Annotated in this window: 23 protein-coding genes; 4 read left to right on the top strand and 19 right to left on the bottom strand. The window is 43.2% G+C overall.

All coding sequences use genetic code 11. The annotated features are described in order from the left end of the window. Positions 1–155 precede the first annotated feature (155 nt). Both ppx and BBEV_RS06215 read left to right on the top strand, forming a co-directional pair. Positions 156–1,712, top strand: a complete 1,557-nt coding sequence (gene ppx, locus BBEV_RS06220) for an exopolyphosphatase (protein WP_084007259.1) — start codon at positions 156–158, stop codon at positions 1,710–1,712. Further along, positions 1,702–3,783 (top strand): RNA degradosome polyphosphate kinase, encoded by a 2,082-nt coding sequence (locus BBEV_RS06215; protein WP_069364681.1) that lies wholly within the window; start codon positions 1,702–1,704, stop codon positions 3,781–3,783. Before ppx ends, BBEV_RS06215 begins: the two co-directional genes overlap by 11 nt. Before the next feature lie 114 nt (positions 3,784–3,897). On the opposite strand, the gene BBEV_RS06210 is transcribed toward BBEV_RS06215, so the two are convergent. The 5 genes from BBEV_RS06210 to BBEV_RS06190 form a co-directional block, all read right to left on the bottom strand. Beyond that, positions 3,898–4,602 (bottom strand): lytic transglycosylase domain-containing protein, encoded by a 705-nt coding sequence (locus BBEV_RS06210; protein WP_069366625.1) that lies wholly within the window; start codon positions 4,600–4,602, stop codon positions 3,898–3,900. Positions 4,603–4,726: 124 nt separating this feature from the next. Then, on the bottom strand, positions 4,727–5,602 hold the full coding sequence (locus tag BBEV_RS06205; protein WP_069364680.1) for a metal ABC transporter permease: 876 nt from the start codon (positions 5,600–5,602) through the stop codon (positions 4,727–4,729). Next, positions 5,599–6,363: a metal ABC transporter ATP-binding protein gene (locus BBEV_RS06200; protein ID WP_069364679.1), complete on the bottom strand. Its 765-nt coding sequence runs from the start codon at positions 6,361–6,363 to the stop codon at positions 5,599–5,601. Before BBEV_RS06200 ends, BBEV_RS06205 begins: the two co-directional genes overlap by 4 nt. Positions 6,364–6,543: 180 nt before the next feature. Next, positions 6,544–7,446 carry a deoxyribonuclease IV gene (locus tag BBEV_RS06195; RefSeq protein ID WP_069364678.1) on the bottom strand — a complete coding sequence of 301 codons (903 nt, stop codon included), beginning with the start codon at positions 7,444–7,446 and terminating at the stop codon, positions 6,544–6,546. Positions 7,447–7,464: 18 nt separating this feature from the next. Next, a complete protein-coding gene (locus tag BBEV_RS06190; RefSeq protein ID WP_069364677.1) occupies positions 7,465–8,766 on the bottom strand; it encodes a DEAD/DEAH box helicase in 1,302 nt (433 codons plus the stop codon). A 221-nt stretch (positions 8,767–8,987) separates the two neighbouring features. Between BBEV_RS06190 and BBEV_RS06185 the strand changes: the two genes are divergently transcribed. Both BBEV_RS06185 and BBEV_RS06180 read left to right on the top strand, forming a co-directional pair. Then, complete coding sequence (locus tag BBEV_RS06185; RefSeq protein ID WP_069364676.1) at positions 8,988–9,482, top strand: CarD family transcriptional regulator; 495 nt, start codon at positions 8,988–8,990, stop codon at positions 9,480–9,482. A gap of 132 nt (positions 9,483–9,614) precedes the next feature. Then, positions 9,615–10,586, top strand: a complete 972-nt coding sequence (locus BBEV_RS06180) for a 4-hydroxy-3-methylbut-2-enyl diphosphate reductase (RefSeq protein WP_069364675.1) — start codon at positions 9,615–9,617, stop codon at positions 10,584–10,586. Between the two features lie 81 nt (positions 10,587–10,667). On the opposite strand, the gene BBEV_RS06175 is transcribed toward BBEV_RS06180, so the two are convergent. The 14 genes from BBEV_RS06175 to era all read right to left on the bottom strand — a co-directional run bounded on the left by BBEV_RS06175 (position 10,668) and on the right by era (position 24,705). Beyond that, complete coding sequence (locus tag BBEV_RS06175; RefSeq protein ID WP_069364674.1) at positions 10,668–11,789, bottom strand: Nif3-like dinuclear metal center hexameric protein; 1,122 nt, start codon at positions 11,787–11,789, stop codon at positions 10,668–10,670. Continuing rightward, a complete protein-coding gene (locus BBEV_RS06170) occupies positions 11,782–12,507 on the bottom strand; it encodes a tRNA (adenine(22)-N(1))-methyltransferase (RefSeq protein ID WP_069364673.1) in 726 nt (241 codons plus the stop codon). Before BBEV_RS06170 ends, BBEV_RS06175 begins: the two co-directional genes overlap by 8 nt. 86 nt (positions 12,508–12,593) lie before the next feature. Continuing rightward, a complete protein-coding gene (locus BBEV_RS06165) occupies positions 12,594–12,971 on the bottom strand; it encodes a c-type cytochrome (RefSeq protein ID WP_069364672.1) in 378 nt (125 codons plus the stop codon). Between the two features lie 115 nt (positions 12,972–13,086). Beyond that, positions 13,087–13,809, bottom strand: a complete 723-nt coding sequence (locus BBEV_RS06160; RefSeq protein ID WP_069366624.1) for a glycerophosphodiester phosphodiesterase — start codon at positions 13,807–13,809, stop codon at positions 13,087–13,089. A 31-nt stretch (positions 13,810–13,840) separates the two neighbouring features. Further along, positions 13,841–14,404 (bottom strand): DUF2157 domain-containing protein, encoded by a 564-nt coding sequence (locus BBEV_RS06155; protein WP_069366623.1) that lies wholly within the window; start codon positions 14,402–14,404, stop codon positions 13,841–13,843. A 137-nt stretch (positions 14,405–14,541) separates the two neighbouring features. Beyond that, on the bottom strand, positions 14,542–15,657 hold the full coding sequence (gene rpoD / locus BBEV_RS06150; RefSeq protein ID WP_069364671.1) for an RNA polymerase sigma factor RpoD: 1,116 nt from the start codon (positions 15,655–15,657) through the stop codon (positions 14,542–14,544). A 33-nt stretch (positions 15,658–15,690) separates the two neighbouring features. Then, positions 15,691–17,505 carry a DNA primase gene (gene dnaG / locus BBEV_RS06145; RefSeq protein ID WP_069364670.1) on the bottom strand — a complete coding sequence of 605 codons (1,815 nt, stop codon included), beginning with the start codon at positions 17,503–17,505 and terminating at the stop codon, positions 15,691–15,693. A 68-nt stretch (positions 17,506–17,573) separates the two neighbouring features. Next, positions 17,574–17,972, bottom strand: coding sequence for a DUF188 domain-containing protein (locus tag BBEV_RS06140; RefSeq protein ID WP_232318267.1), 399 nt, complete (start codon positions 17,970–17,972; stop codon positions 17,574–17,576). 203 nt (positions 17,973–18,175) lie between these two features. Further along, the gene (locus BBEV_RS06135) at positions 18,176–18,991 is read right to left on the bottom strand and encodes a pyruvate, water dikinase regulatory protein (RefSeq protein WP_069364668.1); all 816 of its coding nucleotides are present in this window, start codon (positions 18,989–18,991) and stop codon (positions 18,176–18,178) included. Positions 18,992–19,004: 13 nt separating this feature from the next. Then, positions 19,005–19,649 (bottom strand): transcriptional regulator CcpN, encoded by a 645-nt coding sequence (locus BBEV_RS06130; protein ID WP_069364667.1) that lies wholly within the window; start codon positions 19,647–19,649, stop codon positions 19,005–19,007. A gap of 43 nt (positions 19,650–19,692) precedes the next feature. Beyond that, a complete protein-coding gene (gene glyS / locus BBEV_RS06125) occupies positions 19,693–21,786 on the bottom strand; it encodes a glycine--tRNA ligase subunit beta (protein WP_069364666.1) in 2,094 nt (697 codons plus the stop codon). Then, a complete protein-coding gene (glyQ, locus tag BBEV_RS06120) occupies positions 21,779–22,669 on the bottom strand; it encodes a glycine--tRNA ligase subunit alpha (protein WP_069364665.1) in 891 nt (296 codons plus the stop codon). The genes glyS and glyQ overlap by 8 nt, the downstream gene beginning before the upstream one ends. A gap of 321 nt (positions 22,670–22,990) precedes the next feature. Further along, entirely contained in the window at positions 22,991–23,761 is a 771-nt protein-coding gene (recO, locus tag BBEV_RS06115) for a DNA repair protein RecO (RefSeq protein ID WP_069366622.1), read from the bottom strand. A gap of 26 nt (positions 23,762–23,787) precedes the next feature. Further along, positions 23,788–24,705, bottom strand: a complete 918-nt coding sequence (era, locus tag BBEV_RS06110) for a GTPase Era (protein WP_069364664.1) — start codon at positions 24,703–24,705, stop codon at positions 23,788–23,790. Positions 24,706–24,775: the final 70 nt, after the last annotated feature.

Below are 24,775 nucleotides of genomic sequence, written 5' to 3'. Positions count from 1 at the left end.
GTTACCCTCACATCTCATTTAAGAATCATTACGATTTAATCCAAGTGCAAGTATACCCTAACTTTAAGAAGTTGTAAATTCCCCTGCTCCTCTCGCTTCAAAGGTTTTTTGAGCGTATACTGAACGTATAAGTATTTTCAGAGAGGATGATCAGATTGGATAGACAGGCAATTGGCATCATAGATATTGGTTCGAACTCCATCAGATTTGTGATTTATGAAGTAGATGAAGATGCATGTTTCAAAGAGACACAAAACTTGAAGGTTTCTGCCCGTCTCAGCAGTTATATCGATGACACTGGCGAAATGTCCTCAGAGGGCATTGAGATGATCCTTCATACCCTTGATGAATTCAATCGAGCATCGACAGGTTACAATCTCACAGAAGTGAGAGCTGTCGCCACTGCAGCCGTCCGAAATGCCATCAACCAGGATGAAATCCTTGAAGCTGTGAATACTAAGGGGGCTTTTTCAATAGAGGTTCTCAGTGATTATCAAGAAGCCTACTATGGCTATCTCGCTGTAACAAATTCCACCACCTTAACCGAAGGAATCACCATCGATATCGGGGGCGGCAGTACGGAAATCACCTACTTTAAAGACCGGGAACTGAAACAGTACCACAGTTTTCCGTTTGGCGCTGTGACGTTGAAAAATCAGTTCGTTAAAGGCGATACCCCCACTGAAGATGAAATGAAAGCCATTCAGGATTTCATTTTTCACTCCTATGACTCTCTCTCCTGGTTGAAAGAACACAAAGTCCCGGTAATTGGAATCGGTGGTACAGCTCGAAATCTGGCAACCGTTCATCAGGAAACCATCGATTATCCTCTGGCAGGACTTCATGAATATCGTATGACTTTCCAGGACGTCAAAGAGATCCGTGAAGAACTGTGGGATATGTCTAATAAAAAACGGGAGAAACAGGACGGTCTGTCCAAAGATCGCTCAGATATTATCGTCCCTGCAATTTCTGCCATCGAGGAGCTGATGGACTATGTATCTCACGACGAATATATTGTCAGTCACCGGGGACTGAGAGACGGTCTTTTTTATGAGCATCTGTTAAAGAACATAGATGTAACCCATTTTCCAAATGTTATTGAAGAGAGCTTTTATTCCCTGACAAAACAATTTCAACTTGATGAACAGGTTCATCGGCATCTTTCTATTTTAAGTGCCTATCTCATTCAGGATCTCGTCAATGAGGGGCTTACAGACGATCTTGATTTGCACGACCGCAAACTGATGCAATGGGGTGCTACTGTATACTATATTGGAGAAGCCATTCACCCCGAAGCAAAAGCCCAGCATAGTTTTTATATGTTAACAAACCAGGCGATTGATGGCCTGACTCATGGCGAACGAATGGCAGTTGCTTTCATCGCATCTTTTAAATCCCGGTCCACCTTAAAACAATTTGCCGCTCCTTTCGGTGACTTGGTTTCGAAAGATCATTTAAAAACCTACGAGCTGCTCGGCAGCATCCTGAAACTATGTTATGCATTGAATATTTCAAAACTTGGATCCGTTGAGAAAGTAGAAGCAATAAAAACCGACAAGAAAAACCTGCAGTTAATTGTTGTCACTAATGGTCCTGCTTATTTTGAAGATTATCAGGCAAACAAATATAAAAAACACCTCGAAAAAATATTGAAATTATCTATTCACATTACTATTCATAACACGGGAAGTACAGCTTATGAAAGATAATCTGCAAGAAACCAATTTGTACAATAATCGTGAATTAAGCTGGCTGCGTTTTAACGAACGAGTCTTGGAAGAAGCAGAAGACAGCAGGAATCCGCTTCTCGAACGCTTGAAATTCATGGCTATTTTCTCTTCCAACCTCGATGAGTTCTATATGGTCCGTGTTGCCGGCTTGAAAGATCAAGTTGAAGCTGGCTTCAACAAGCCGGAAAACAAAGCAGGAATGACTCCAAAACAGCAACTGAAAGCCATTTCCGAACTTTGCCACGAGTTAGTAAAAAGACAATACCACCACTTTGAGAATGATCTGAAAGACGGTTTACGTAAAGAAGGAATTCAGTTTTTGACGATCCAGGATCTCGATTTTGAAGAGATCATTCGCCTTGAGGATTATTTCCGGGATTTCATCATGCCCGTTTTAACACCAATGGCCATTGATGCCTACCGCCCTTTCCCGATGCTTTCCAACAAAAGTTTGAATCTTGCCGTTGTTTTACAGGGAAAAAAAGAAGACAAAGTCGAAAAACTCGCTATTGTTCAGGTTCCCTCCCTTTTGAACCGGGCTGTCCGGATAAAGCGGAATCACGGGGTTTCTTATGTTCTTCTCGAAGATATCATCACTCACTTCATCGGTGGTTTATTCAGCGGGAATCAGGTAATGAGTGTCTCCCCTTTCCGGATTACCCGAAATGCGGACCTGACGATCCATGAAGAAGGGGCCCGGGATCTCCTTCGCGAAATTGAAAAGGAATTAAAAAAACGAAAATGGGGTGCTGCGGTCAGACTTGAAATTAATCGTCACAACATGGAAGAGCGTGTGCTTTCTTTTTTGACTTCTGTTTTGGAAATTAAAAGCGGGGATATCTATGAACTGACGGGACCATTGGATATCAGCTTCTTATTCAACCTGCACAATCAACTTCAGGATTCCCATGAACACCTGCTGGATGAGTCTTTTGTTCCTCAGCCATCACAGGATTTGAATGAGAACGAAGATCTCTTCGATGCGATTCGGGAACGCGACATCTTTTTCCATCATCCGTATGAATCTTTTCAACCGATTGTAGATTTAATTGCGCAAGCTTCAGATGACCCGGATGTGATGGCCATCAAACAAACACTCTACAGAGTCAGTGGGGACTCTCCTGTCATCGCAGCACTGATGCGCGCCGCGGAAAATGGGAAGCAGGTAACCGTTCTGGTTGAATTAAAAGCAAGGTTTGACGAAGAGCAAAATATTCAGTGGGCTAAAAAACTCGAAAAAGCGGGCGTTCATGTCATCTATGGCATTACCGGACTCAAAACACACAGCAAGATCACGCTGATGATCCGCCAGGAAGACAATGACATTCAGCGTTATGTCCATCTCGGTACCGGGAATTATAATGATTCGACCGCGAAATTATATACAGACATGGGCATATTAACTTCCGACCCGCAATTTGGGGAAGATGCAACAAATTTTTTTAATCACTTGAGTGGCTTCAGTAAAAAACCGAAATGGAATAAAATTACCACATCCCCGTTTAATATGAGGGATAAATTACTCAAATTAATAGATAAAGAGATCTCCAGTCATATTAAATACGGTAATGGCTGCATAAAAGCAAAAATGAATTCCTTAACAGATAAACCACTGATTATGAAGTTATACGAGGCCAGCCAGCAGGGCGTCATCATCAAACTGATTGTCAGGGGCATTTGCTGTTTGAGACCCGGCATTCCAGGTATCAGTGAACATATTACGGTGATCAGTATCATTGATCGTTTCCTGGAACACTCCCGTATATTTTATTTTTTTCAAAACGGTCAAGAAATGCTCTATCTGTCATCCGCGGACTGGATGACCCGCAACATGGAAAAACGTATCGAGATCTTATTCCCTGTCGAAAAGCAAGGCGTTAAAGAGCGGGTGAAACAAGTACTGGATTATGGACTGAAAGACAACGTGAAGGCTCGCGAACAGCAACCTGACGGTTCCTATACGTATATTCTCCCAAAAGAAAATGAACCGCTATTTCGAAGTCAAGAACAGCTGTACTATCAGGCTGCTCAATTTGAAGAAAATGATTAAAATATGACTTATCAATGTAAATCACACTGCCAATGTTTCTTCACGAGTTAATATAATACTGCAGGGCCGGGACATCGAAGAGATGTCCCGGCCCTGCAGTATTATATTTCATTATTAGTTGTGAGAGACTAATTGACCTGACTTATCTGCCATTTCCTGAATTTCTTCAGCATACCAGCTATTGGCGTGCCCATTCCGGCTCACATAGTTTTCCATACCATAAATCCCTCGATGATAAGCTGTTAATGCATAATTCCAGTCATCATAACGATCATGCAGGAAATCAAGATACTCCACGGAAAGAAGCATGGAATAATACGGATCAAATAAGAGATCCTCATCATACTCAACACTGGCCATCTCTGCGATCCAAGGTGCAGTATTTGTCATGAACTGCGCCAGGCCATATGCATGACCGTAACTCGTTTGCGGTCCTGTCATTTCCGGATCAAATTCTCCACCTGTTTCCACTCGCAGCAACTCATAAACAAGAAAAGGATCAATATCCCGGTTTGCCGCTTCAGATGCTAAAAATAATCCCCATTCTTCTTTGAAAGCACCGTCTGAATCATCATACATAACCTCTGCTGTTTCTTGAGAATTGTTCCATTCACTTACCGTAACGGAACTTTCATAATCTGGTATTGTTGTTGTTTTTTCACGAATGGTATTGAATCTATCCGGAAGCTGTTCCCTGTCTGCAGTCGTCCTGTCCTTTTCTGCAACCTGAATATCAGATTCGTTTTCCAGTGTTGAAAGTCCCATCAATAAAACTGTTACAAAAGCAATTGAGGAATAAATCAACCATAGTTTGTTCATTTTCAAAACGTTCCCTCCTTCAAAACGTACGAAAGGATCGTACAGTGAAGGATGATAACCGATAAAAACAAATAAAGCAATGAATAAATATTGAATTAAATGAAGAATGTGTAAAATATTGTGGTCAGGAAGCTCGTGCAGAGTCAGGTTTATGATCCTGCATCCATCGAATCACAAGTCCACGTTTCGGTGCGAAAAAGAATGCCAGTAGAAACATAAACGACGAAGCCAATACGATTGATGCACCTGATGACACATCATAAATAACTGAAAAATAAAGGCCCGAAACTGCAGCCGCAACGCCGAATACGGACGAAAGAAAGATCATGACAGAAAACCGGTCTGTTAACAGATAAGCTGTAGACGCCGGTGTGATCAACATTGCCACAACAAGGATAATACCCACTGTTTGCAAAGATGCCACGGTAACAAGTGATAATAGCAGCATTAACAGGTAATGAATCCCTTTCACAGGAAGTCCGGATGCCCTTGCCATTACAGGATCAAACGTGGTTAATAGCAATGGTCTGTAAAATACAATGATCATCAATAAGACAACGATGCCTATACCGATACTGATAATCACGTCTCCCCGGGAAACAGCCAAAACATTACCGAAGAGGATATGCCATAAATCCACGCTGCTGCCGGACATACCTGTAATCATCACGATGCCCAGTGCAAACATTGCAGTAAACATAATCCCGATCGAAGAGTCTTCTTTGATCCGGCTATTTTGGGAGATGAAGCCGATTAAAAGCGCAGTCAGAACACCGGTGATAACTGCACCAACGAAGAAACTGGCACCCACCATATAAGCAATAACAACGCCAGGGAGCACAGCATGTGAAATCGCGTCACCCATCAGAGCCATACCGCGCATAATGATAAAGGCCCCGATCATGCCGCAAATAATCCCTACCAGTATTGCTGCCATCAAGGCATTTTGTAAATAAGGGTAATTCAACAACTGGTCAATGAAAAAGACAATTTGATTCATGACGGCCCCACCACCATAAAGGAATCCTGGTCTGTTCCAGGAAGAACTGCAGCCTGTCCGCCATACGCCCGTTGCAAAAGTTCCGGCAGATACACATCTGTCACTTTTCCTGCTTTAATCAATTGCTGATTTAACAGCACCAGCTGATCAAAATACTGTTCAACTTTACTCAGATCATGATGAACCACAAACAAGGTTTTCCCATCTTTTTTCAGACCTCGAAGAATATTCATAATAATTTCTTCCGATTTCATGTCAATTCCAACGAAAGGTTCATCCAGAAAGAATGTGTCTGCATCCTGTGCCAGCGCCCTGGCGATGAAAACACGTTGCTGTTGTCCACCGGATAATTCCCCAATTTGCCGATTACTGAAGTCAGCCATCCCGGTTTGTTCCAATGCGTCCATGGCAATGTCCCGCTCAATTTTTCCAGCATGCCTATACCAAGGAATGTGAACATACCTGCCCATTAAGACAACATCTCGCACAAGTACCGGAAAATCCCAGTCAATCGATGAACGCTGCGGAACATAAGCAACTTTTTTACGGATTTGATGAATCGAACGGCCAGCATATGAGATTGTTCCCTTATAGCGTTCAAGACCGAGCATAGCTTTCATTAATGTCGATTTCCCGGCACCATTCGGTCCGATCACTCCGGTAATCTGACCGGCATGAAGTGACATTGAAACATGGTCCAATGCTGTCGTCCCCTGATAATGAACGGACAGCTCTTTGATATCGATCGTTGAGTTACTCATTATATTCACCTCATTACTTGCATTCATGTATAAAAGTTTCCTTAGTGCAACTTTTACTGTTGCCTCAATTATACTTCAGGAACAATAAAAATTCAATCGCCCAGGTGAGATGCAGTAGAAGTTTCGTAAAACTTACAGTATAAATAAAACGGATTCCCGCGGGAATCCGTTTTACAAAGTTTATTTCTGTGCGGCTTTGTTTTCAAGTTCTGACTTCAGGTCCTCATAAAACGTACGTTCACGAAGCATGGCAATCTCTTCTTTATAAGGGGGTACTTTTTTCTTTTTATCTTCTCCAACGTAAGGCGTTTCAAGGATTTTCGGAATATCGTTAAACGCGTCATGATAAATAATCCGCTCAAGTGCATCGAAACCAATATGACCAAAGCCAATGTTCTCATGCCGGTCTTTAGCTGCCCCGCGTTCATTTTTACTGTCATTAATGTGTAATACCTTCAGTCGATCCAATCCAATGATATCATCAAAAGATTGAATAACACCATCAAGGTCATTAACAATATCGTAACCTGCATCATGAACATGGCACGTATCAAAACATACTGACAAACGATCATTGTGTTTGACACCATCAATGATTTTGGCCAATTCATCGAAAGAACGACCACACTCTGATCCTTTTCCAGCCATGGTTTCAAGTGCAATTTGAACATCGATATCGGGATCGATGACTTCGTTAAGGCCTTCGATAATTCTTTTGATGCCTTCGTCTACACCTGCACCAACATGAGCGCCTGGATGCAGTACAATTTGTTTGGCACCAATCGCTTCTGTTCGATCGATTTCACTTTTGAGGAAATCGACGCCCAACCGGAACGTCTCCGGTTTCGTCGTATTCGCTATATTAATAATATATGGAGCATGAACCACGATATGGTCTATACCGTTTTCTTTCATATGTTGCCTTCCGGCTTCAATATTCAGATCCTCAATCGCTTTTCGACGAGTATTCTGCGGCGCACCGGTGTAAATCATAAATGTTGTACTGTTATAGGAGGCAGCTTCTTCACTGGCTTGCAGAAGCATTTTCTTGCCACTCATGGATACATGCGAACCTAACCACATTGTCATCACACCTTTTGTTTATTTCTTATGCCGGCTTTTGATCCGGCGATTTCGTTTCATTTCCTTTTCAACCTTGAATTTAGCTTTCTTTTTATAAGCTGGTTTTACTTTCTTCGGTTTTTTAAGCATGCCTTTCGCTTTCACCGTAAGTTTTTCATTGGTATTCGCCGGTTTTTCCCGCTTCTGTATGGTTACCCAACGACCTTTTTTGAATTCACGATAAGAAAAACTCAAACCTTTTGCTTCCAGTTTTTCAATCGCTTCCTGATCATTCCGACCATAGAAGGTGATGGCAATGCCGTCCCAGCCTGCTCTTGCCGTACGACCGACGCGGTGCACGTAGTACTCCAGTTCTTTTGGAATCTCATAATTAATGATATGCGAAACGCCCTTGATATCCATCCCTCTTGCTACAAGATCAGTTGCCACAAGATATTGAATTTCGGCTGTCTGCAATTTCTTAAGGACCTTTTTCCGCTGACGTGGCTGAATGTCGCCATGTATACAGTCTACATTAAAGCCTTCAGCATGCATGCGATGAAACACTTCGTCTGCAGAGTCCTTCGTGTTCGTGAAAATAATTGCCAAGTAAGGATTCAGGTCTTTCGCAATGTTAATGAGTATGTCTTTACGATCCCGATCTCTGTCTGGAATCAGCCAGTGTGCAATTTCTGATGGCGCCGTCTGTTTCGGCTGCACTTCCACTTCTTTTGGATTGTTCATGTATTTCTTCAAAAATGGCTTCAAACTCTCAGGGATGGTCGCTGAAAAAACAAGCAACTGAAGCTTTTCATCCATCATGGATGCGATCTGATCGACCTCTTCAAGAAAGCCCATGTCAAGCATCTGATCTGCCTCATCCACTACTAAAGACGATACCGTCCATGGATTCAGTGATTTTTCTTTCATCATGTCGAGAATCCGTCCAGGTGTTCCGACAACGATATGCGGCTGTTGTTTTACCTTCTCAAGCATGCGATTCCGATCTGTCCCACCAATAATTAACTGACTGGTTATTGGCGTCTCGCTGAATGCTGAGAAATGCTTCAGAACATCATAAAGTTGTGAAGCCAGTTCACGCGTCGGCGCTGTGATGATGACCTGGGTCTCCTGCTTGGATGCATCGATCCGGGTTAAAAGCGGCAGAATAAAAGCCAGCGTTTTCCCTGTACCTGTTTGTGACCGTCCGATCACATCTTCTCCTTTGTTCACGGAAGGAATTATCCGTTCTTGTATTTCAGTGGGAAGAGTAATCCCCTCTTTTTCCAAACCTCGAATTAAAAATGGTGCAAGGCGAAAACGTTCAAAATTGTGTGTCATGAATACTACCCTCTTTCTATTCTCAAAACAATCTGCTCAAATTTTAATTTTATCATGAATCAATCATGAATAGCTACTTGAATTCTCAGAAACCCGATTGTTTTTTTATTGATGAATTAACACTCTTTTATTGACGTCTGCAGTTTTCAGTAGTAAAATTTAACGTTTTATCTTTATTTGTGTTATAATAGATTAAATGACGATATAGTGGAGGGATATGAATGTTCTCATTAGGAGACTACGTGGTGTACCCATATCACGGAGCTGGACGTGTTGAAAAGATCGAAGAAAAAGAAATACTCGGTAATAAACTGCTCTATTTCGTTGTCTATTTCCCTTTAAATCAAGTCACTCTGATGCTGCCTGAAAATAAAATTGGTGCATCTGGGCTCAGGCCTGTCATTTCAAAGAGCGAACTCGATGATGTACTTGAAGCGCTTTTTGACGAAAGCACTTTGACAGAGACCATACCGGCAAAACCTTATTCCCGAGAAAATGAGACACTGTTAAAGACCGGCTCCATCCACGATGCAGCAAGAGTTATTGCAGCATTGCATGCCAAAAAAGCAGAGCGTACCAATGGACTGCACATCGAAGACAGAAAAAACCTGGAACGGGCAACTCAATTTCTCGTCAGTGAAATTCGGAATATTGACGGTTTCTCCGAGGAAGATGCCAAATTATTTATTCAGGAATATATCCCTGCAAGCAGGTAAAACAGTCGGACACATGACCTTTCACTTTTGTGAAAGGTCATTCTCATTGATTGTCAACTTAAATGATACCCTTTATAATGGATATGCGGTGTAAAACTATATCCGTTCACTGTAAAGAGGAGGACACACATCATGAATGTGATCAAAATATCACCCAGAGGCTATTGTTATGGTGTCGTCGACGCTATGATCATCGCTAAAAAAACAGCAAATAACCCTGCGTATCCAAAACCTGTATATATTCTTGGCATGATCGTCCATAATAAACATGTCACTGACGCTTTTGAAGAAGATGGCATCATAACGCTTGACGGGCCAAATCGTCTGGAGATTCTCGATCAGGTCCATGAAGGTACTATCATTTATACAGCCCACGGCGTATCTCCGGAAGTTCGTCGTAAAGCAAGAGACAAGGGGCTCACAACCGTGGATGCCACATGCCCTGATGTAACACGAACGCACGATTTAATCCGCGAACGGAAAAGTGACGGATATGAAGTTATCTATGTCGGCAAACGAGGCCACCCCGAACCCGAAGGCGCTGCCGGTGTTGCGCCCGACATCGTCCATATTGTGGAGAGCGTCGAAGACGTAAACCAGTTGAACATTCAATCATCGAAAATCGTCATCACCAATCAGACCACCATGAGCCAGTGGGATGTGTCTGACATTATGAAAGCTTCAAAAACGAAGTATCCATCTGCCGAAATTCACAACGAGATCTGCCTTGCCACACAGACCCGGCAAGAAGCCGTTGCTGAGCAGGCTGGAGATGCAGATCTGCTCATTGTTGTGGGTGACCCGAAAAGTAATAATTCAAATCGACTCGCGCAGGTGTCAAAAGCGATCGCCGGAACAAATGCCTACCGGATCAGTAATGTGAACGAGTTGAACACCGACTGGCTCAACGGAATCTCTACCGTTGCAGTAACATCCGGAGCTTCAACGCCTACACCAATAACGAAAGAAGTGATCCGTTTTATCGAACAGTATGACGAAGACAATCCCCACACTTGGGATACAACGAGTACCGTCAAACTGTCCAAAATTCTCCCGAAAGTCCGAAGAGACGAAATGCCGAAACGCGCGGAACAGGAGATCTGATCATCAACCAGTAATCAAACAGCTTCGGAAGGCTCGTTCCTCCCGAAGCTGTTTTTATTATGGCAATCATCAGTGTAGTGGTTATTTTACACGAAAAGGATCGGTATGAATTGCTGAAGCAACAACCTCTGTAAGACAGCTATTTTTTAAAATGTTATTCTTCACATAATCCGCTGTAGCTTGCTTCATGATCTTCTCTACATTATGCCCCGGGTCAACCATCATCAATCCTTCCATCATGGCATCGTGAGCCACATGATAGTAGAGGTCACCAGTTACATAAACATCTGCACCTTTTTGAAGGGCTGTCATGGTGTACTTGTTTCCATCTCCGCCAAGAACAGCAATCTTTTTAACAGTACGGTTTCCATCACCAACCGCTCTGACAAATGGGACATCGAATGCTTTTTTGACATGTTCGCAAAAAGCATCCAAGGTCATGCCTTCCTCTAAGTAACCAATTCTTCCGAGACCAAGAGCATCGCCCTCATTTGCCATCGGATAAAGATCATAGGCAGGTTCCTCATATGGATGAGCGTCAAGCATTGCCCGTACTACCTTTTTTTCGATTGATTTCGGAACAATGGTCTCAATTTTCAGTTCTTCTACAAATTCCCTTTCACCTTGTTTCCCTATGAAAGGATCTGTCCCGTCACCTGGAATGAACGAACCTGTTCCTTCTGTTTGAAAACTGCAGTGACTGTAATCGCCAATGTGACCGGCTCCGGCATCTCCAATCGCCTGCCTGACGCGGTCTGCATCAGGTTTTGATACATAAACCACCAGTTTAACCAGTGGATCTTCACTGGTCTTGGCAAGCACATCTGTATCTTGAAGCCCCAGTGCATCAGCCATCAGGTCATTGACGCCTCCTGTTGCCACGTCAAGATTTGTGTGCGCTACATACAATGTGATCTCATGCTTCATCAGTTTCTGAATGGTTTTTCCATAAGATTCATCGGTTGTGAGCGCCTTTAAAGGCCGGAAGATCAAAGGGTGGTGAGCAATAATGAAATCAACGCCATTTTCAATGGCTTCATCCACTACCTGCTCATTGACGTCCAGCGCTGTCATCAGTTTCGTTACTTTCTTATTCAAGGTCCCAATCTGAAGACCGACCTTATCCCCTTCAATGGCATACGATTTCGGGGAGAATCTTTCAAATCCCTGGATCAGGGCTTGCGCATGAATGAATTCACTCATAGTGAAATACCTCCTTCAGCCATGTGATTTTTTGGTCAACGTCTGCGAGCCGCTCCGATACTGTGTTTTTGTCTTTTGCCTCATTCAGACTCTCTTCAATTCGTTTCAATTGTTCATATTCCCATTTCCATTTCTTTTGAAAAGCTGAATGTTTTTCCTGGATCAAAATTGGGCCTAACCACAATTCTTTTTTGAATTCACTCTCAACATTGGAATACGCTGCCGTGCCAGTGCCCGGTTCTGCCACAAGAATTTCATAGATATGACCCTCTTCTTCGAGAATCTCTTCGGATATCAGATCCCATCCCTCGCTGTATAGCCACTGCCGGATTCTGTCCGCAGCCACGTTGGGTTGAAGAATCAACCGTTTAATCGTAGATAGGTGCTCTTGCCCATCATTGAGAATCGCTGTTATAAGAGGCCCACCCATGCCGGCAATCGTTACGGTGTCGATATCTGTTTCATTCAAGAGCACCGCCAAACCGCTCCCCTTTTTCACCTGAATATGATCCGTAAACCCGTTTGCTTGTATGTTTTCCATAGCTGAAAGCAAAGGGCCATCATTAATTTCTCCTGCAATGGCACGCTCGATCACCCCATGTTCCAGGAGATATACCGGTAAGTAAGCATGATCCGAGCCAATGTCGGCAAGCTTCGCTCCGCGTGGGACATGACGACTGACAGCTTGAAGTCTTTCAGATAATTGATGACGGTTCATGATACACATCCTTTTGCATAATTTACTGTCCATATGTACAAAAAGAAGAAGGAACAATTGTCCTTCTTCCTTGAATGATCAACTTCTTATTCCTGTTCGAGAATATAAAGCGCAACGGCATCCGCTTCCTCACCGGATGCAAGACCAGCAGGCATGTTTCCCGGACCTTCTTCAATCGCGGTCAGGATTTCTTCTTCTGAGTATGCTCCTCCGTCAAGTGCCGGGAAATCGCCGCCACCTTCCAGGTTTTCACCATGGCAGGATGCACATTGTCCAATATAAACATGTTCACCAAGTTCAATCGGATCGTCAAATTCCTGTGTTTCTTCGTTGTTCTCATTGTTTTCATTATTTTCACCCGCGGTCTCCTGCCCCACATTCAAGCCAACGAATGACAATATAACGATCATGAGGATTCCCAATGCTGCTGTGGCAGCGAATGGATATAATGGTGCTCCTCTCATCTTTATGTACCCCCTTTTATTAATACGTTTTCCACTGTGACAAACCCATTGTGCTCAGTGTGATATTTATATTGTATATGAAAATAACGAACAAGCAAAGAAAAATATCCTGCAATTATTTTTGCTTCAAAAACTCAGACATTCTTCTCGGATCATTTGTGATGACAGCTTCCACACCCAATTTTTCACAAAGTATCAATTGAGCCGGTTTCTGAACATGATACGCCCTGACCGCAGCCCCTTTTTTACTCCATCGCCTGAAAAAACGTGAATTTTGCAGATTATAACGGATATGAATACCGTCTGCAGAAACTTTTTCAGCATATTTCACCGCTTTGAAAATCGGCGTTTTCGTTAAAAGTGCTGTCTCAAGCATCGGATTGAGCGCCTTTACCTTGGGAAGATAGTTATGTTGGAAACTTGAAATAACTGTACGCTTAATCATATCGAAGGCTTCGAGCTCTTTTACAACCTCTTTCAAAAAATAATCCGAATTACTTTTTTGCTGCTTTAATTCCAAGTGCAATGTAAAGGAATAATCCTGTGCCCATATTAAAAATTCCCGAAAGGAAGGGATTTTTTCTCCAATAAAAGATTCATCAAACGATCTCCCTGCATCAAATTGCTTTAATTCATTCATGGTAAACGAGGAAACCGGACCACGGCCATCTGTTGTGCGGTCAATCGTCGGATCGTGGATAATAACCGGAACATAATCTTTCGTCAAGTGAAGATCAAATTCAATTCCTTCAATGTCATAGTGCATCGCTGAATAAAATGCAGCCATTGTATTTTCGGGTGCATAGCGTTTGTTTCCCCTGTGAGCAATGATTTTCATGTTTCTGATTCCTTTCTGAAAATTGATGTTTCTATAATCTTTCCACAATCAAAAAGCCAATAAACAAAATCACACCTGAAACACCTGAAATCCACAAGTAAGGAAGCCTCAGTCGCCAGCCTGCCAAGACCCACAGCAGACACAGAATAATGATCGCACCTCCCAGGAACATCCGCTCATGATCAAAGAACAAATCTGTTCCCACTACTGTCAAAATAAACGACATAAACGCAGCCAATATGATATAAACATGTGTATAGATCCGGTCTTTGTTTTGATAGAAAAATGCAGCTGCTACGCTGAAAATCATTACGAGAGCGAGCATTCCGATTTGGAATACCGGCGGCATTTGCGTGAAGTAAAGAAACAAAATCAAGAGTATCAGAACGACTAAAATCAAACCGATGGTGATAAGCATTTTTTTTAACGCCGGGAGAAGCGCTTTAGAAGGTTCTGTATCTGTATCTGTATTTGTATCCGGTGCGTTACCTTCCGTATACAAACTGATGAGAAAATCACAGTATTTCTCAGGTAAAAGTTTGCTTTCACGCCATTTTTGAATTTCGTTTACGATGATTTTCTGCTTCTCATTCACCCAATCACCTGCCTGTATATCTATGCTGTAAGTATACCATAATCTGTTTGATTCACCTTCGGTCAACAGGTTTAAATGAAGTAAAACCTCCCGATCGGATCCGAAAGGGAGGCTTTACATATCATACGCTTATTTTATTAATCCAGGAAATCCTTGAGTCGTTTGCTTCTGCTCGGATGACGAAGTTTTCTGAGCGCTTTCGCCTCAATTTGCCGAATCCGCTCCCGTGTAACTCCAAAGACTTTCCCCACTTCTTCAAGGGTTCTTGTCCGACCGTCATCAAGACCAAACCGCAAGCGCAAAACATTTTCTTCCCGGTCCGTTAACGTATCAAGCACGTCTTCCAACTGTTCTTTCAACAATTCATAAGCAGCTGCATCAGAAGGAGCCAAGGCTTCCTGATCCTCAATGAAATCACCGAGATGAGAGTCATCCTCTTCCCCGATTGGTGTTTCCAAAGAGACTGGTTCCTGTGCAATCTTCAAAATTTCGCGTACTTTATCCGGTGTCAATTCCATTTCCTTGGAGACCTCTTCAGGAGTCGGCTCCCGTCCAAGATCCTGGAGCAGCTGACGCTGAACACGGATTAATTTATTAATGGTCTCCACCATGTGCACCGGAATACGGATCGTTCTTGCCTGGTCGGCAATTGCGCGTGTAATTGCCTGACGAATCCACCAGGTGGCGTAGGTACTGAATTTAAAACCTTTATTATAATCAAACTTTTCTACGGCTTTTATCAGTCCCATGTTCCCTTCCTGGATCAGGTCTAGGAATAACATACCTCGACCGACATAGCGTTTGGCAATACTGACGACAAGCCGAAGATTCGCTTCTGCCAAACGTCTTTTCGCTTCTTCATCATCTTCTTCTATTCGCTTGGCAAGCTCAACTTCTTCTTTTGCTGAGAGTAAAGGAACGCGGCCGATTTCTTTCAGATACATTCGGACGGGATCGTTTATTTTAATGCCCGGGGGCACACTCAGATCATTAAGATCGAATGCTTCTTCTTTCTCGACCTGTTGCAGACTCGGTACAGCTTCGGATTCGTTTATAATATCCACACCCTGCTCACCGAGGTGTTCGAAAAACTCATCCATTTGATCAGAATCCTGATCAAACGCACCCAGTTTTTCCGTAATTTCGACGTACGTTAAGGACCCGCGTTTTTTTCCTGCCTCTACTAACTGCTCTTTTACCTGATCGATGGTCAGATCGCCATCTGCCATTTGCCGGACCTGCTTATCACCCATACGACCCCTCCTTCCAATTGATCAAAAACACATTTATTCATTACGGTATTTCAATTCCCGATGAAGTCTGTTCACTTCCATACCCAATTCTGCAGCACCAAGGTGATCACGTTGCTCGATCGCTTCTTGCTGTTTCTTTTGTAATTGATGAAGTTTTTGACGCTTTCCTGCATTTCGAACGGAAAGTATATAATCTTTCAGAACCTGCTCAGACACGTCTTCCTCAACTGTCTTCATCGCAAGCTCACTGGCTGTACTTCGAATATCGGGATCTTCAATACGCTCAAGAAACATGCCGGGAGCCGGTTCATATCCTTCACTGTAATAACTGTAAAGGTGTGCCGCGATTGCCTGATACATTTCAAACTGAAAAGCAGCTCCGATCTCTTCCTCAACCAATCGGGATATGTCACTGGATCGCATCATATGTGCAATCAGTTCACGTTCCGCATTTTCTTCAGCAGTCATCATTTTTTTTGCAGAACGATCAGTTTGATTTATGATCGACTGCCTGATTTCCCGATGTTCCTTTTTTCGCTGACTTGAACGAATACGGCTCAATTCCTCCCGGAGTACCTGTTGAGACAGGTTAAATCGCTCCGCGAGTTTTTGAACATACATATCACGTTCAACCGGATTTTCTATAATAGCCGTTTCTGTAAGAATAGACTCTATATAAGCAACACGATCCGTTTCAAGAGAAAGATCTTTGTCGATAACAAAGTAATCAAAAAGAAATTGCATCCATGATTTCCGGTTACCCACCACATCGGTGGCGAAACGTTCTTTCCCGAATTCCTGAATATAATCATCCGGATCGTAACCGGATGGCAGATTTGCAACCGTTACAGTTAATCCCGCGTCCATCAGGATGCGCGCATTCTTGTACGTTGCCTGCTGTCCTGCTCCATCTCCATCATAACAGAGCAGGACGCGGTCAACATTTCTGCGGATCATTTTCGCCTGTTGCTCAGTCATTGCAGTTCCAAGCGAGGCTATTCCATTGTCTATACCCGCTCTCCAAGCTGCTATAACATCCACATATCCCTCAAAGAGAACTGCTTCATTTCGCTTTTTCATTTTCGGTCTTGCCTGGTGAAAACCGTAAAGCGTTACGCTCTTGTTGAAAATTACGGATTCATGGCTGTTCAGGTATTTGGGTTGGGCATCTCCCAGTCCTCTTCCTCCAAATGCAATCACTTTTCCCTGTGTATGATGAATGGGGAACATGACCCGGTTACGAAAGCGGTCATAAGCCTTCCCGTCGGATTCTCTTCTTCCTACCAGTCCGCAAGTTTCCAAATCTTCCATTAAAAATCCTCGTTTCTCAAGAAACGGGGCAAGAAAATCCCAGGAATCTGGTGCAAACCCAACCTGGAACTGATCTATCGCAGTTTGTGTAAAGCCGCGTTTACGCAGGTACTCTCTGGCGGGTTTCCCCTCGTCTGTTTCAACCAGTACATAATGATAATACTTCGCTGCAAGCTCGTGAGCGTCATAAAACGGCGTCAAATGCTCATCCTTTGACGAATCTCCCGCATTTGCAACAGTGTCGGGTAATGCAATATTATTTCTATCCGCCAGCCGTTTTACGGTCTCCATGAAACTTAACCCTTCAAGCTCCATTAAAAAGGAAAACACATTTCCACCCGTGCCGCAGCCGAAGCAATGGTAAAGCTGTTTATCAGGTGATACGTTGAAAGAAGGGGTTTTTTCACCGTGGAACGGACAAAGCCCGGAAAAATTCTTTCCTTGTTTTTTCAGCTGAACGTGTTCACTGATAATATCAACGATATCTGAACTTTTTCTGACTTCTTCTATGATCTCTTCCGGGATTCGTTTTTCCATGAAGAACACCCACTTTAACTGATCACTTATCAGGAAACATCCCTAACTCTTACGATTCGAGAAGGAGTTTATTTTTCCTGCTTATTTTGCAAAATAATTTTAAGTTTATCTCGGAAATGTTCACGATCTTCATCTGTAAAAGGTTTTGGTCCTTTATGATATTTCTTGCTTTTTCGAAGTTTTGCTTCATGATATCGACGATCCAATTGGAAATCGATTGATTCATCGGTAATCGGCATCCCACGGGAGGACAATACATCCGCACCTTTAGCCAGTAATAAACTGGCCAGCCCAAAATCATCGGTTATCACGACGTCTTCTGAAGTAACCAGGTTCGCAATTCTGAGATCTGCAGCTTCCCGGTCAGGATCTACGGTGATTTGCTGCACATGTTCCGGCATCACCTGATTTCGCTTATGGGCATAAGACGAAACCAATACAATGCCAACAGGCGAATTGTGATTCATTTCACTGATTTCCAAAATTTCCTTAACTACGGGACACGCATCACCATCGATGAAAATTTTGATCATGAACACACCCAATCTGCAAGGAAATAAACAAATAAACAGACAAACATCTGTCAAATCCGCAAGATTCGACAGATGCGCCCACAATATACTATTATAGCTGAAGTAAACAGTAAAATCCAGTGATAAAACTATTCCTGCTATTTTTTATGAACGGACTGATAAATCAGGTTTGCTGTTTCTTCCACAGCGCGTTCAGATACATCAATCACTGTGCAACCAATCTTATTCATAATCGATTGCGCATAACTTAATTCCTCTTCAATTCGTTCAAACGTTGCATAATTTGCCTGTTCTTTCAATCCTAGTGCCTTTAATCTTTCGACGCGTACACCATTCAGTTTCTCAGGATTGATCTTAAGTCCGATCACACGTTCCGGAGGGATCGAATACAATTCTTCAGGTGGATCCACTTCCGGAACTAAAGGGACATTAGCGACTTTCAAACGTTTGTGCGCTAAATATTGAGAAAGCGGGGTTTTCGATGTTCTCGATACACCTACGAGAACAACATCAGCTCTGAGAATGCCCCGGGGATCTCTGCCATCATCGTATTTTACGGCGAATTCAATCGCTTCGACTTTTTTGAAATAATCTTCATCCAGTGTATAAAGTAACCCAGTTTCATTTTTCGGTGGGGCATCAATTTTTTCTTCGAGCATATGAAGCAGCGGTGACAGGACATCATACACCGGTACATCTCTTTGTGAACACTGGTCGAGAAGATAATGCCTGATCTCGGGTAATACAATCGTAAAGACAATCAAACCATTCGCGTTGATCACTTTTTCAATGACTTCATCTACAATCGTTTTATCATCGACATATGGCACCCGTATCGTTGTCGTGTCACTGCTTTCAAATTGACTGATCGCTGCCCGGGCTACGAGGTCTGCTGTTTCTCCTACAGAATCGGACAATACATAAACCGATGTTTTTCCTTTCAATCCATCCATGGTCTTCCTCCTTTTATGAACGTTGATGTTCATCTCCTAAATCAACAAATGCCTTCGTAATATTGGTTTTTGTCATGCGGCCGATCACTTCATACTGTTCTTCCCCATTCTGTTGTATCTTTTTAACAACAGGCAGGCCATCGATCTGTTTTTGAATCAGCGTATTCGCTACTTCAATCAGCATGTCATCCTGTTCACACATCGTCACGTTGGGCATCCGGGTCATAATCACATTCACAGGAATCGACGAGAGGTCCTGTTTCCCCATACTTGCACGCAGAAGATCTTTCCGGGACAAAATACCGGTAAGAATGGAATTTTCCTTTACTACAAACAACGTGCCCACATCTTCAAGGAACATGGTAACGATCGCGTCGTAAACCGATGACGACTCTTTCGCAACAACCGGAATGCTTTGATATTCTTTTACTGTCATTTTTTTTAATTGATTATTCATAACACGCTTCTCTGCATTCTCTGCATAGAAGTAGCCTACACGCGGCCTTGCCTCAAGAAATCCGGACATAGTCAATATCGCAAGATCAGGTCTCAGCGTTGCTCGGGTGAGTGAAAGCCGTTCGGCAATCTTTTCACCAGTGATGGGACCATTCTCTTTTACGATCGTTAATATTTTCTCCTGTCGTTCATTTAAGTCCATTGGTTCACCGCCTCTGTTTTTGCGATGGTGCGAGAGTCATTTCTCAACCCTGATCAGCATGAAAAACAATTGCCTGGAAATCAGCGATTTGTTGAGAGAGATTTGCCAGTTCACTCATTTGATTCAATCGGTTTTGACGAAGCTGTTCATTCTCTGCCATCACCATTATACCATCGAAATATTTGTGAATAGCTGGTGCTGCTTCTGTCAAAGCATTATAAGCACTCTCAGGATCCATGTCCATCAGTGATTTCATCACTACAGGCTTGATTCGTTTGTACACTTGATGCAGTTCCACTTCCGCATCTTCATCAAACAATTCTATGCTGATTTCACCTGGGGATGGATTTTTTCCAGCGATATTCGTGACCCGGCTCAGTGCTTCAACGTCTTTTTTGAACTCTGTATTGTCAACTTTCTCCATCAGGAAAGACGCTTTCTTGAAAATGAGTGGCACATTCTGATGATCAGTTGCGAGCACTGCATCGACAACGTCATAGCGGATACCAGCCTCTTGAAGCAAGTTCTTGTATCGCAACGTGACAAATTGATCAAAACTTTTCATGACATCTTTTTCCTCACGCTTCAATAGCTTATTCTCCTGAAGCTCATCAAGTGCCATTTTGAAAACCTCTTCTAGTGACACCGTCCAGCTGAAATCATGAAAAATCTGTAACACCGCTGCAGTCTGGCGACGTAAGCCGTGAGGATCTTGCGAACCCGTCGGGATATTGCCAAGCCCGAAATGCCCGGAGATCGTGTCCAGTTTATCCGACACGCTGATCACAGCTCCAACGATATCAGATGGCGTCGGATCGTCAGCTTGTTTCGGCAAATAGTGCTCCCTGATTGCCTTTGCCACTTCTGGTGATTCGCCGGATTTCAATGCATACACTTCGCCCATATATCCCTCAAGTTCCGTGAATTCATTTACCATCTGAGAGACCAGATCCGCTTTAGCTATACCTGCAGCCCGCTGAATGGTTTCTTTTTGATTGTCAGTCAATGTTAATTTATCTGCCAGTCTTGCAGACAGCTTTTGAATTCGGGCAACTTTATCTGATACAGTACCCAGATCTTCATGATAAACAATGTCATCGAGTTTTCCAGTCATCTCATGCAGCGGTCTCTTCAAATCCTCATGGTAAAAGAACTCCGCATCCTGAAGGCGTGCACGCAGCACTTTCTCATTGCCCTTCTGAACGGTTTCGAGATGACGATGATCACCATTGCGTATCGTGATGAAAAACGGCATCAGGGACCCTTCCTGGTCTTTGACCGGGAAATAACGTTGATGCTCTCGCATTGAAGTGATCAACACTCGTTCAGGAATGGCGAGAAAGCGTTCATCAAATGTGCCAAATAAGGCCGTTGGGTATTCGACAAGATTGTTTACTTCTTCGAGAAGACCTTCATCCATCGGGATTTGCCATCCTTGTTCCAAAGCCAGATCCTGAACCTGATTTCGAATCGCCTCTTTTCGACTGTCCGAATACACAACGACATGCTGTGCTAAAAGTGCATGTTCATATTCGGACGCGTCGTTCAGTACTGCGGCCTCCCCAAGAAAACGATGCCCCTGGGATACATTGCTGGAGAGTACACCTGCTATATCCATCGGAATGACTTCTTCACCGAACATTGCTGTCAGCCATCTGATTGGCCTTGCATAACGAAGTTCATGTGCACCCCACCGCATGTTTTTCGGGAAGGGAATGGACGTAACCACTTCCTGCAATTCCGGCAGCAGTTGAATGGTTTCCAATCCTTTGGTAAACGTTTTTGCAAATACGTATTCCACACCCTTAACTTCTTTAAAAAACAGATGATCGACGTCCGATCCCTGACCTTTTGCAAAGCCGACTGCGGCTTTCGTCCATTCCCCGTTCTCGTCGAGCGCTATTTTTTTTGCAGGCCCTTTCGATTCTTTTTCCTGATCAGGCTGCTTTTCAATGACTCCCGTCACTTCAACAGCGAGTCGTCTCGGGGTGGAAAATCCTTTAATTTGATCATAAGTAATCTGCTTTTCATCCATAAAACGCCGGGTGCGTTCCGTCAGTTCATCTGACGCTTTCGTCACAAAACGTGCCGGCAATTCTTCCAGTCCGATTTCAATTAACAGGGTCTCTTTATTCATCGTCTGCTTCCTCCTTCTCTTTCAACATTGGGAATCCCAGATTTTCGCGAATTTCCACGTATTTTGAAGCACATTTTCTGGCCAGGTTTCGTACTCTTCCGATGTAGCCTGTTCGTTCGGTCACGGATATTGCACCTCTTGCATCCAGAAGATTGAATACATGGGAACACTTCAAAACATAATCATAGGAAGGAATGACAAGCCCTTCGTTCATTGCAGCTACCGCTTCTTTCTCATAGGTGGAAAACAATGTAAAAAGCATGTCGGTATTCGCTGTTTCAAAGGCATATTTGGATTGTTCGTATTCATTTTGTAAAAACACATCGCCGTAAGTAAAGCCATTGACCCATTCAAGATCGTAGACGTTTTCTTTATCTTGAATATAGGAGGCAAGGCGTTCCAATCCATATGTGATTTCAACTGATACAGGCTTTGCGTCCAACCCTCCCACCTGTTGGAAATAGGTGAACTGAGTGATTTCCATGCCATCAAGCCAGACTTCCCAGCCAAGCCCCCAGGCGGCAAGCGTTGGTGCTTCCCAGTTGTCTTCAACAAACCGGATATCATGTTCTTCCGGATTAATCCCAAGCTTCCTCAGGCTTTCAAGATACAGATCCTGAATGTTATCCGGGGACGGTTTCATGATGACCTGAAACTGATGGTGCTGATACAGTCGATTTGGATTCTCTCCATATCTGCCGTCTGCCGGACGTCTTGACGGTTCGACATAAGCCACGTTCCACGGCTCAGGTCCCAGGCTTTTTAAAAACGTCATCGGGTTCATCGTGCCTGCACCTTTCTCCACATCATATGGTTGCAAAAGAAGACAGTGTTGCTTCCCCCAGAAATCCTGCAGTGTTAAAATCATGTCCTGCACATTCATGTCAATCCCTCCAAATTCTTGTTTTTTTGTAAATCTCCGGACAATAGAAAACTCCCGTCCCTATGCCGGTTGAATGACATAGGGACGGGAGTTATTTTACCCGCGGTTCCACCCTAATTGTGCGCAAAGAACGCGCACCTGCTTTTATCACTGCTTCACTCGGAAATGCCTTCACAGATGCTGCACTGTCATCCGGCTCCCACCGCCCCGGATTCGCTGCCCTAAAAAGGGTTCAGCACAAACAAACCTGTTACTACTCTTCGTCTTTGTGAAAATTATTGTTTTACTACCTTCAAATCGTACTTAAAAAAAGCCCGGTTGTCAATCGTTGTTCTTTTTATTCACCTCATCAGTAAAAGAATGCATCTGTTCTAAGAACCGTTTTGATCTGAGCTTCAGTCCAATAAACTCCTGATAGTACAAATCAATCAGCTGATTTAATTGTGCTTTTGTTTCTTCTTTCACGTTGAGTTTCCCGATCCGGACCGGGTTGATCGATTGAAACATCCTGAGAAGTTTCATCACTTTCGGATCAGCTTTCATGACATAAGGGTCGAAATGAAGACACCTGCGACAGAGCGCCCCGCCGTATCGAAGGGAAAATTGAAAAGGCAGTTCAGCTGAACCACAGGATGCACATTGATGCAAAACCGGTGCCGCCCCTGCCCGGGTCATCATTTTAATTTCCATGATAGACAGAAGGACATCAGCATCTTCCCCGTCATTTAACCGGAAAAGAAGTTGATACAGGATTTCATAGAGCTCGGGGTCAGACTGGCCATCTTCCAAGAGGCGATCAATCAATTCAATCATACAAGCACCATAACTTGTCAGGAGGATATCGCTTCGAATCATGCGGAATGAATCGATGATATCTGCAGAATTGAGAGAGCCCATACCTTTATGGCGCTGAAAGACAAACACACCTTGAATAAAAAGTTGTGAAGCTGAGGCAAGGCGGCTTTTTGGACGTTTCGCTCCCCTTGCCATCAGTGCCACTTTCCCATATTCTCTTGTAAAGATTGTAACGATCTTATGTGTTTCTCCGTAATCGTTTGTACGGATCACAATCCCTTCAACTTTGTGAAGCATGCCCATCGCCACTTTCCTGTCGGCCCTTAGTAATCGTCCTCGTTGTAACCGAATTCTTTCAATGTTCTTGGTTTATTCCGCCAGTCTTCCTCAACCTTAACAAACAGTTCGAGATAGATATCTGTTCCTAAGAGGTTGCGGATATCTTCTCTGGCTTGTTCGCCGATCTCTTTGATCATCGCACCTTGCTTCCCAATGATAATCCCTTTTTGGGATTTCCGTTCCACGATAACAGCTGCTGCTACATAGACTTTATTCCCCTTCTTACGACGTTTGATCTGTTCGATTTCAACAGCAATTGAATGAGGGATTTCTTCTTCTGTGAGATGAAGAATTTTTTCACGAATCATTTCTGAAATGAGAAACCGTTCCGGGTGATCGGTCACCTGATCCTCCGGGTAATACATCGGCCCCTCTTCCAAATAGTGATAAAGTTGTTCGAGCAGGGTCTCTACATTATTCCCATTTAATGCAGAAACTGGAATCACTTCAGCGAACGGATATAAATCTTTGTATGCTGTGATAATTTCAAACAATTTGTCCGGATGAACTTCGTCGATTTTATTAATAATCAAAAAAACAGGCGTCTCTAAATTCTCCATTTTACGGATGATATACTCATCACCCGCACCTTTCCCTTCTTTGGCATCAACAAGAAATAACACAACATCGACTTCGCGAAGTGCCTGCTGAGCCAGTTTTGTCATGAAATCACCCAGGCGATGTTTCGGCTTATGGATGCCAGGTGTATCAATAAAGACAATTTGGCCTCTGTCATCTGTCAATACACCTTGAATCCGGTTTCTTGTCGTCTGTGGTTTATCACTCATAATCGCGACTTTTTGACCAAGTACCTGGTTCAACAGCGTTGATTTTCCAACATTCGGTCTGCCAATCAATGCTGCAAACCCGGACTTTTTCTGCTCTTGCTTCTCGATATTCATGAAAATCCTCCGTTTTCAGGCTGTATAATGAACCTGTTTGCTTTTACTTATACTAGTAGATTTTTAAAAA

It is taken from the genome of Salisediminibacterium beveridgei, assembly GCF_001721685.1.
Classification (GTDB): Bacteria; Bacillota; Bacilli; order Bacillales; family Salisediminibacteriaceae; genus Salisediminibacterium; species Salisediminibacterium beveridgei.
The sequence above is the reverse complement of the archived record's forward strand: the minus strand, read 5'-3'. Positions and strand labels throughout refer to the sequence as shown.

Bases quoted from the DNA above. Each gene is read 5' to 3' on its own strand.
- BBEV_RS06215 (WP_069364681.1), top strand. From the start codon at position 1,702: ATGAAAGATAATCTGCAAGAAACCAATTTGTACAATAATCGTGAATTA.
- BBEV_RS06210 (WP_069366625.1), bottom strand. From the start codon at position 4,602: ATGAACAAACTATGGTTGATTTATTCCTCAATTGCTTTTGTAACAGTT.
- BBEV_RS06205 (WP_069364680.1), bottom strand. From the start codon at position 5,602: ATGAATCAAATTGTCTTTTTCATTGACCAGTTGTTGAATTACCCTTAT.
- BBEV_RS06200 (WP_069364679.1), bottom strand. From the start codon at position 6,363: ATGAGTAACTCAACGATCGATATCAAAGAGCTGTCCGTTCATTATCAG.
- BBEV_RS06195 (WP_069364678.1), bottom strand. From the start codon at position 7,446: ATGTGGTTAGGTTCGCATGTATCCATGAGTGGCAAGAAAATGCTTCTG.
- BBEV_RS06190 (WP_069364677.1), bottom strand. From the start codon at position 8,766: ATGACACACAATTTTGAACGTTTTCGCCTTGCACCATTTTTAATTCGA.
- BBEV_RS06185 (WP_069364676.1), top strand. From the start codon at position 8,988: ATGTTCTCATTAGGAGACTACGTGGTGTACCCATATCACGGAGCTGGA.
- BBEV_RS06180 (WP_069364675.1), top strand. From the start codon at position 9,615: ATGAATGTGATCAAAATATCACCCAGAGGCTATTGTTATGGTGTCGTC.
- BBEV_RS06175 (WP_069364674.1), bottom strand. From the start codon at position 11,789: ATGAGTGAATTCATTCATGCGCAAGCCCTGATCCAGGGATTTGAAAGA.
- BBEV_RS06170 (WP_069364673.1), bottom strand. From the start codon at position 12,507: ATGAACCGTCATCAATTATCTGAAAGACTTCAAGCTGTCAGTCGTCAT.
- BBEV_RS06165 (WP_069364672.1), bottom strand. From the start codon at position 12,971: ATGAGAGGAGCACCATTATATCCATTCGCTGCCACAGCAGCATTGGGA.
- BBEV_RS06160 (WP_069366624.1), bottom strand. From the start codon at position 13,809: ATGAAAATCATTGCTCACAGGGGAAACAAACGCTATGCACCCGAAAAT.
- rpoD (WP_069364671.1), bottom strand. From the start codon at position 15,657: ATGGGTGATAAGCAGGTCCGGCAAATGGCAGATGGCGATCTGACCATC.
- dnaG (WP_069364670.1), bottom strand. From the start codon at position 17,505: ATGGAAAAACGAATCCCGGAAGAGATCATAGAAGAAGTCAGAAAAAGT.
- BBEV_RS06140 (WP_232318267.1), bottom strand. From the start codon at position 17,972: ATGAATCACAATTCGCCTGTTGGCATTGTATTGGTTTCGTCTTATGCC.
- BBEV_RS06135 (WP_069364668.1), bottom strand. From the start codon at position 18,991: ATGGATGGATTGAAAGGAAAAACATCGGTTTATGTATTGTCCGATTCT.
- BBEV_RS06130 (WP_069364667.1), bottom strand. From the start codon at position 19,649: ATGGACTTAAATGAACGACAGGAGAAAATATTAACGATCGTAAAAGAG.
- glyS (WP_069364666.1), bottom strand. From the start codon at position 21,786: ATGAATAAAGAGACCCTGTTAATTGAAATCGGACTGGAAGAATTGCCG.
- glyQ (WP_069364665.1), bottom strand. From the start codon at position 22,669: ATGAATGTGCAGGACATGATTTTAACACTGCAGGATTTCTGGGGGAAG.
- recO (WP_069366622.1), bottom strand. From the start codon at position 23,761: ATGCTTCACAAAGTTGAAGGGATTGTGATCCGTACAAACGATTACGGA.
- era (WP_069364664.1), bottom strand. From the start codon at position 24,705: ATGAATATCGAGAAGCAAGAGCAGAAAAAGTCCGGGTTTGCAGCATTG.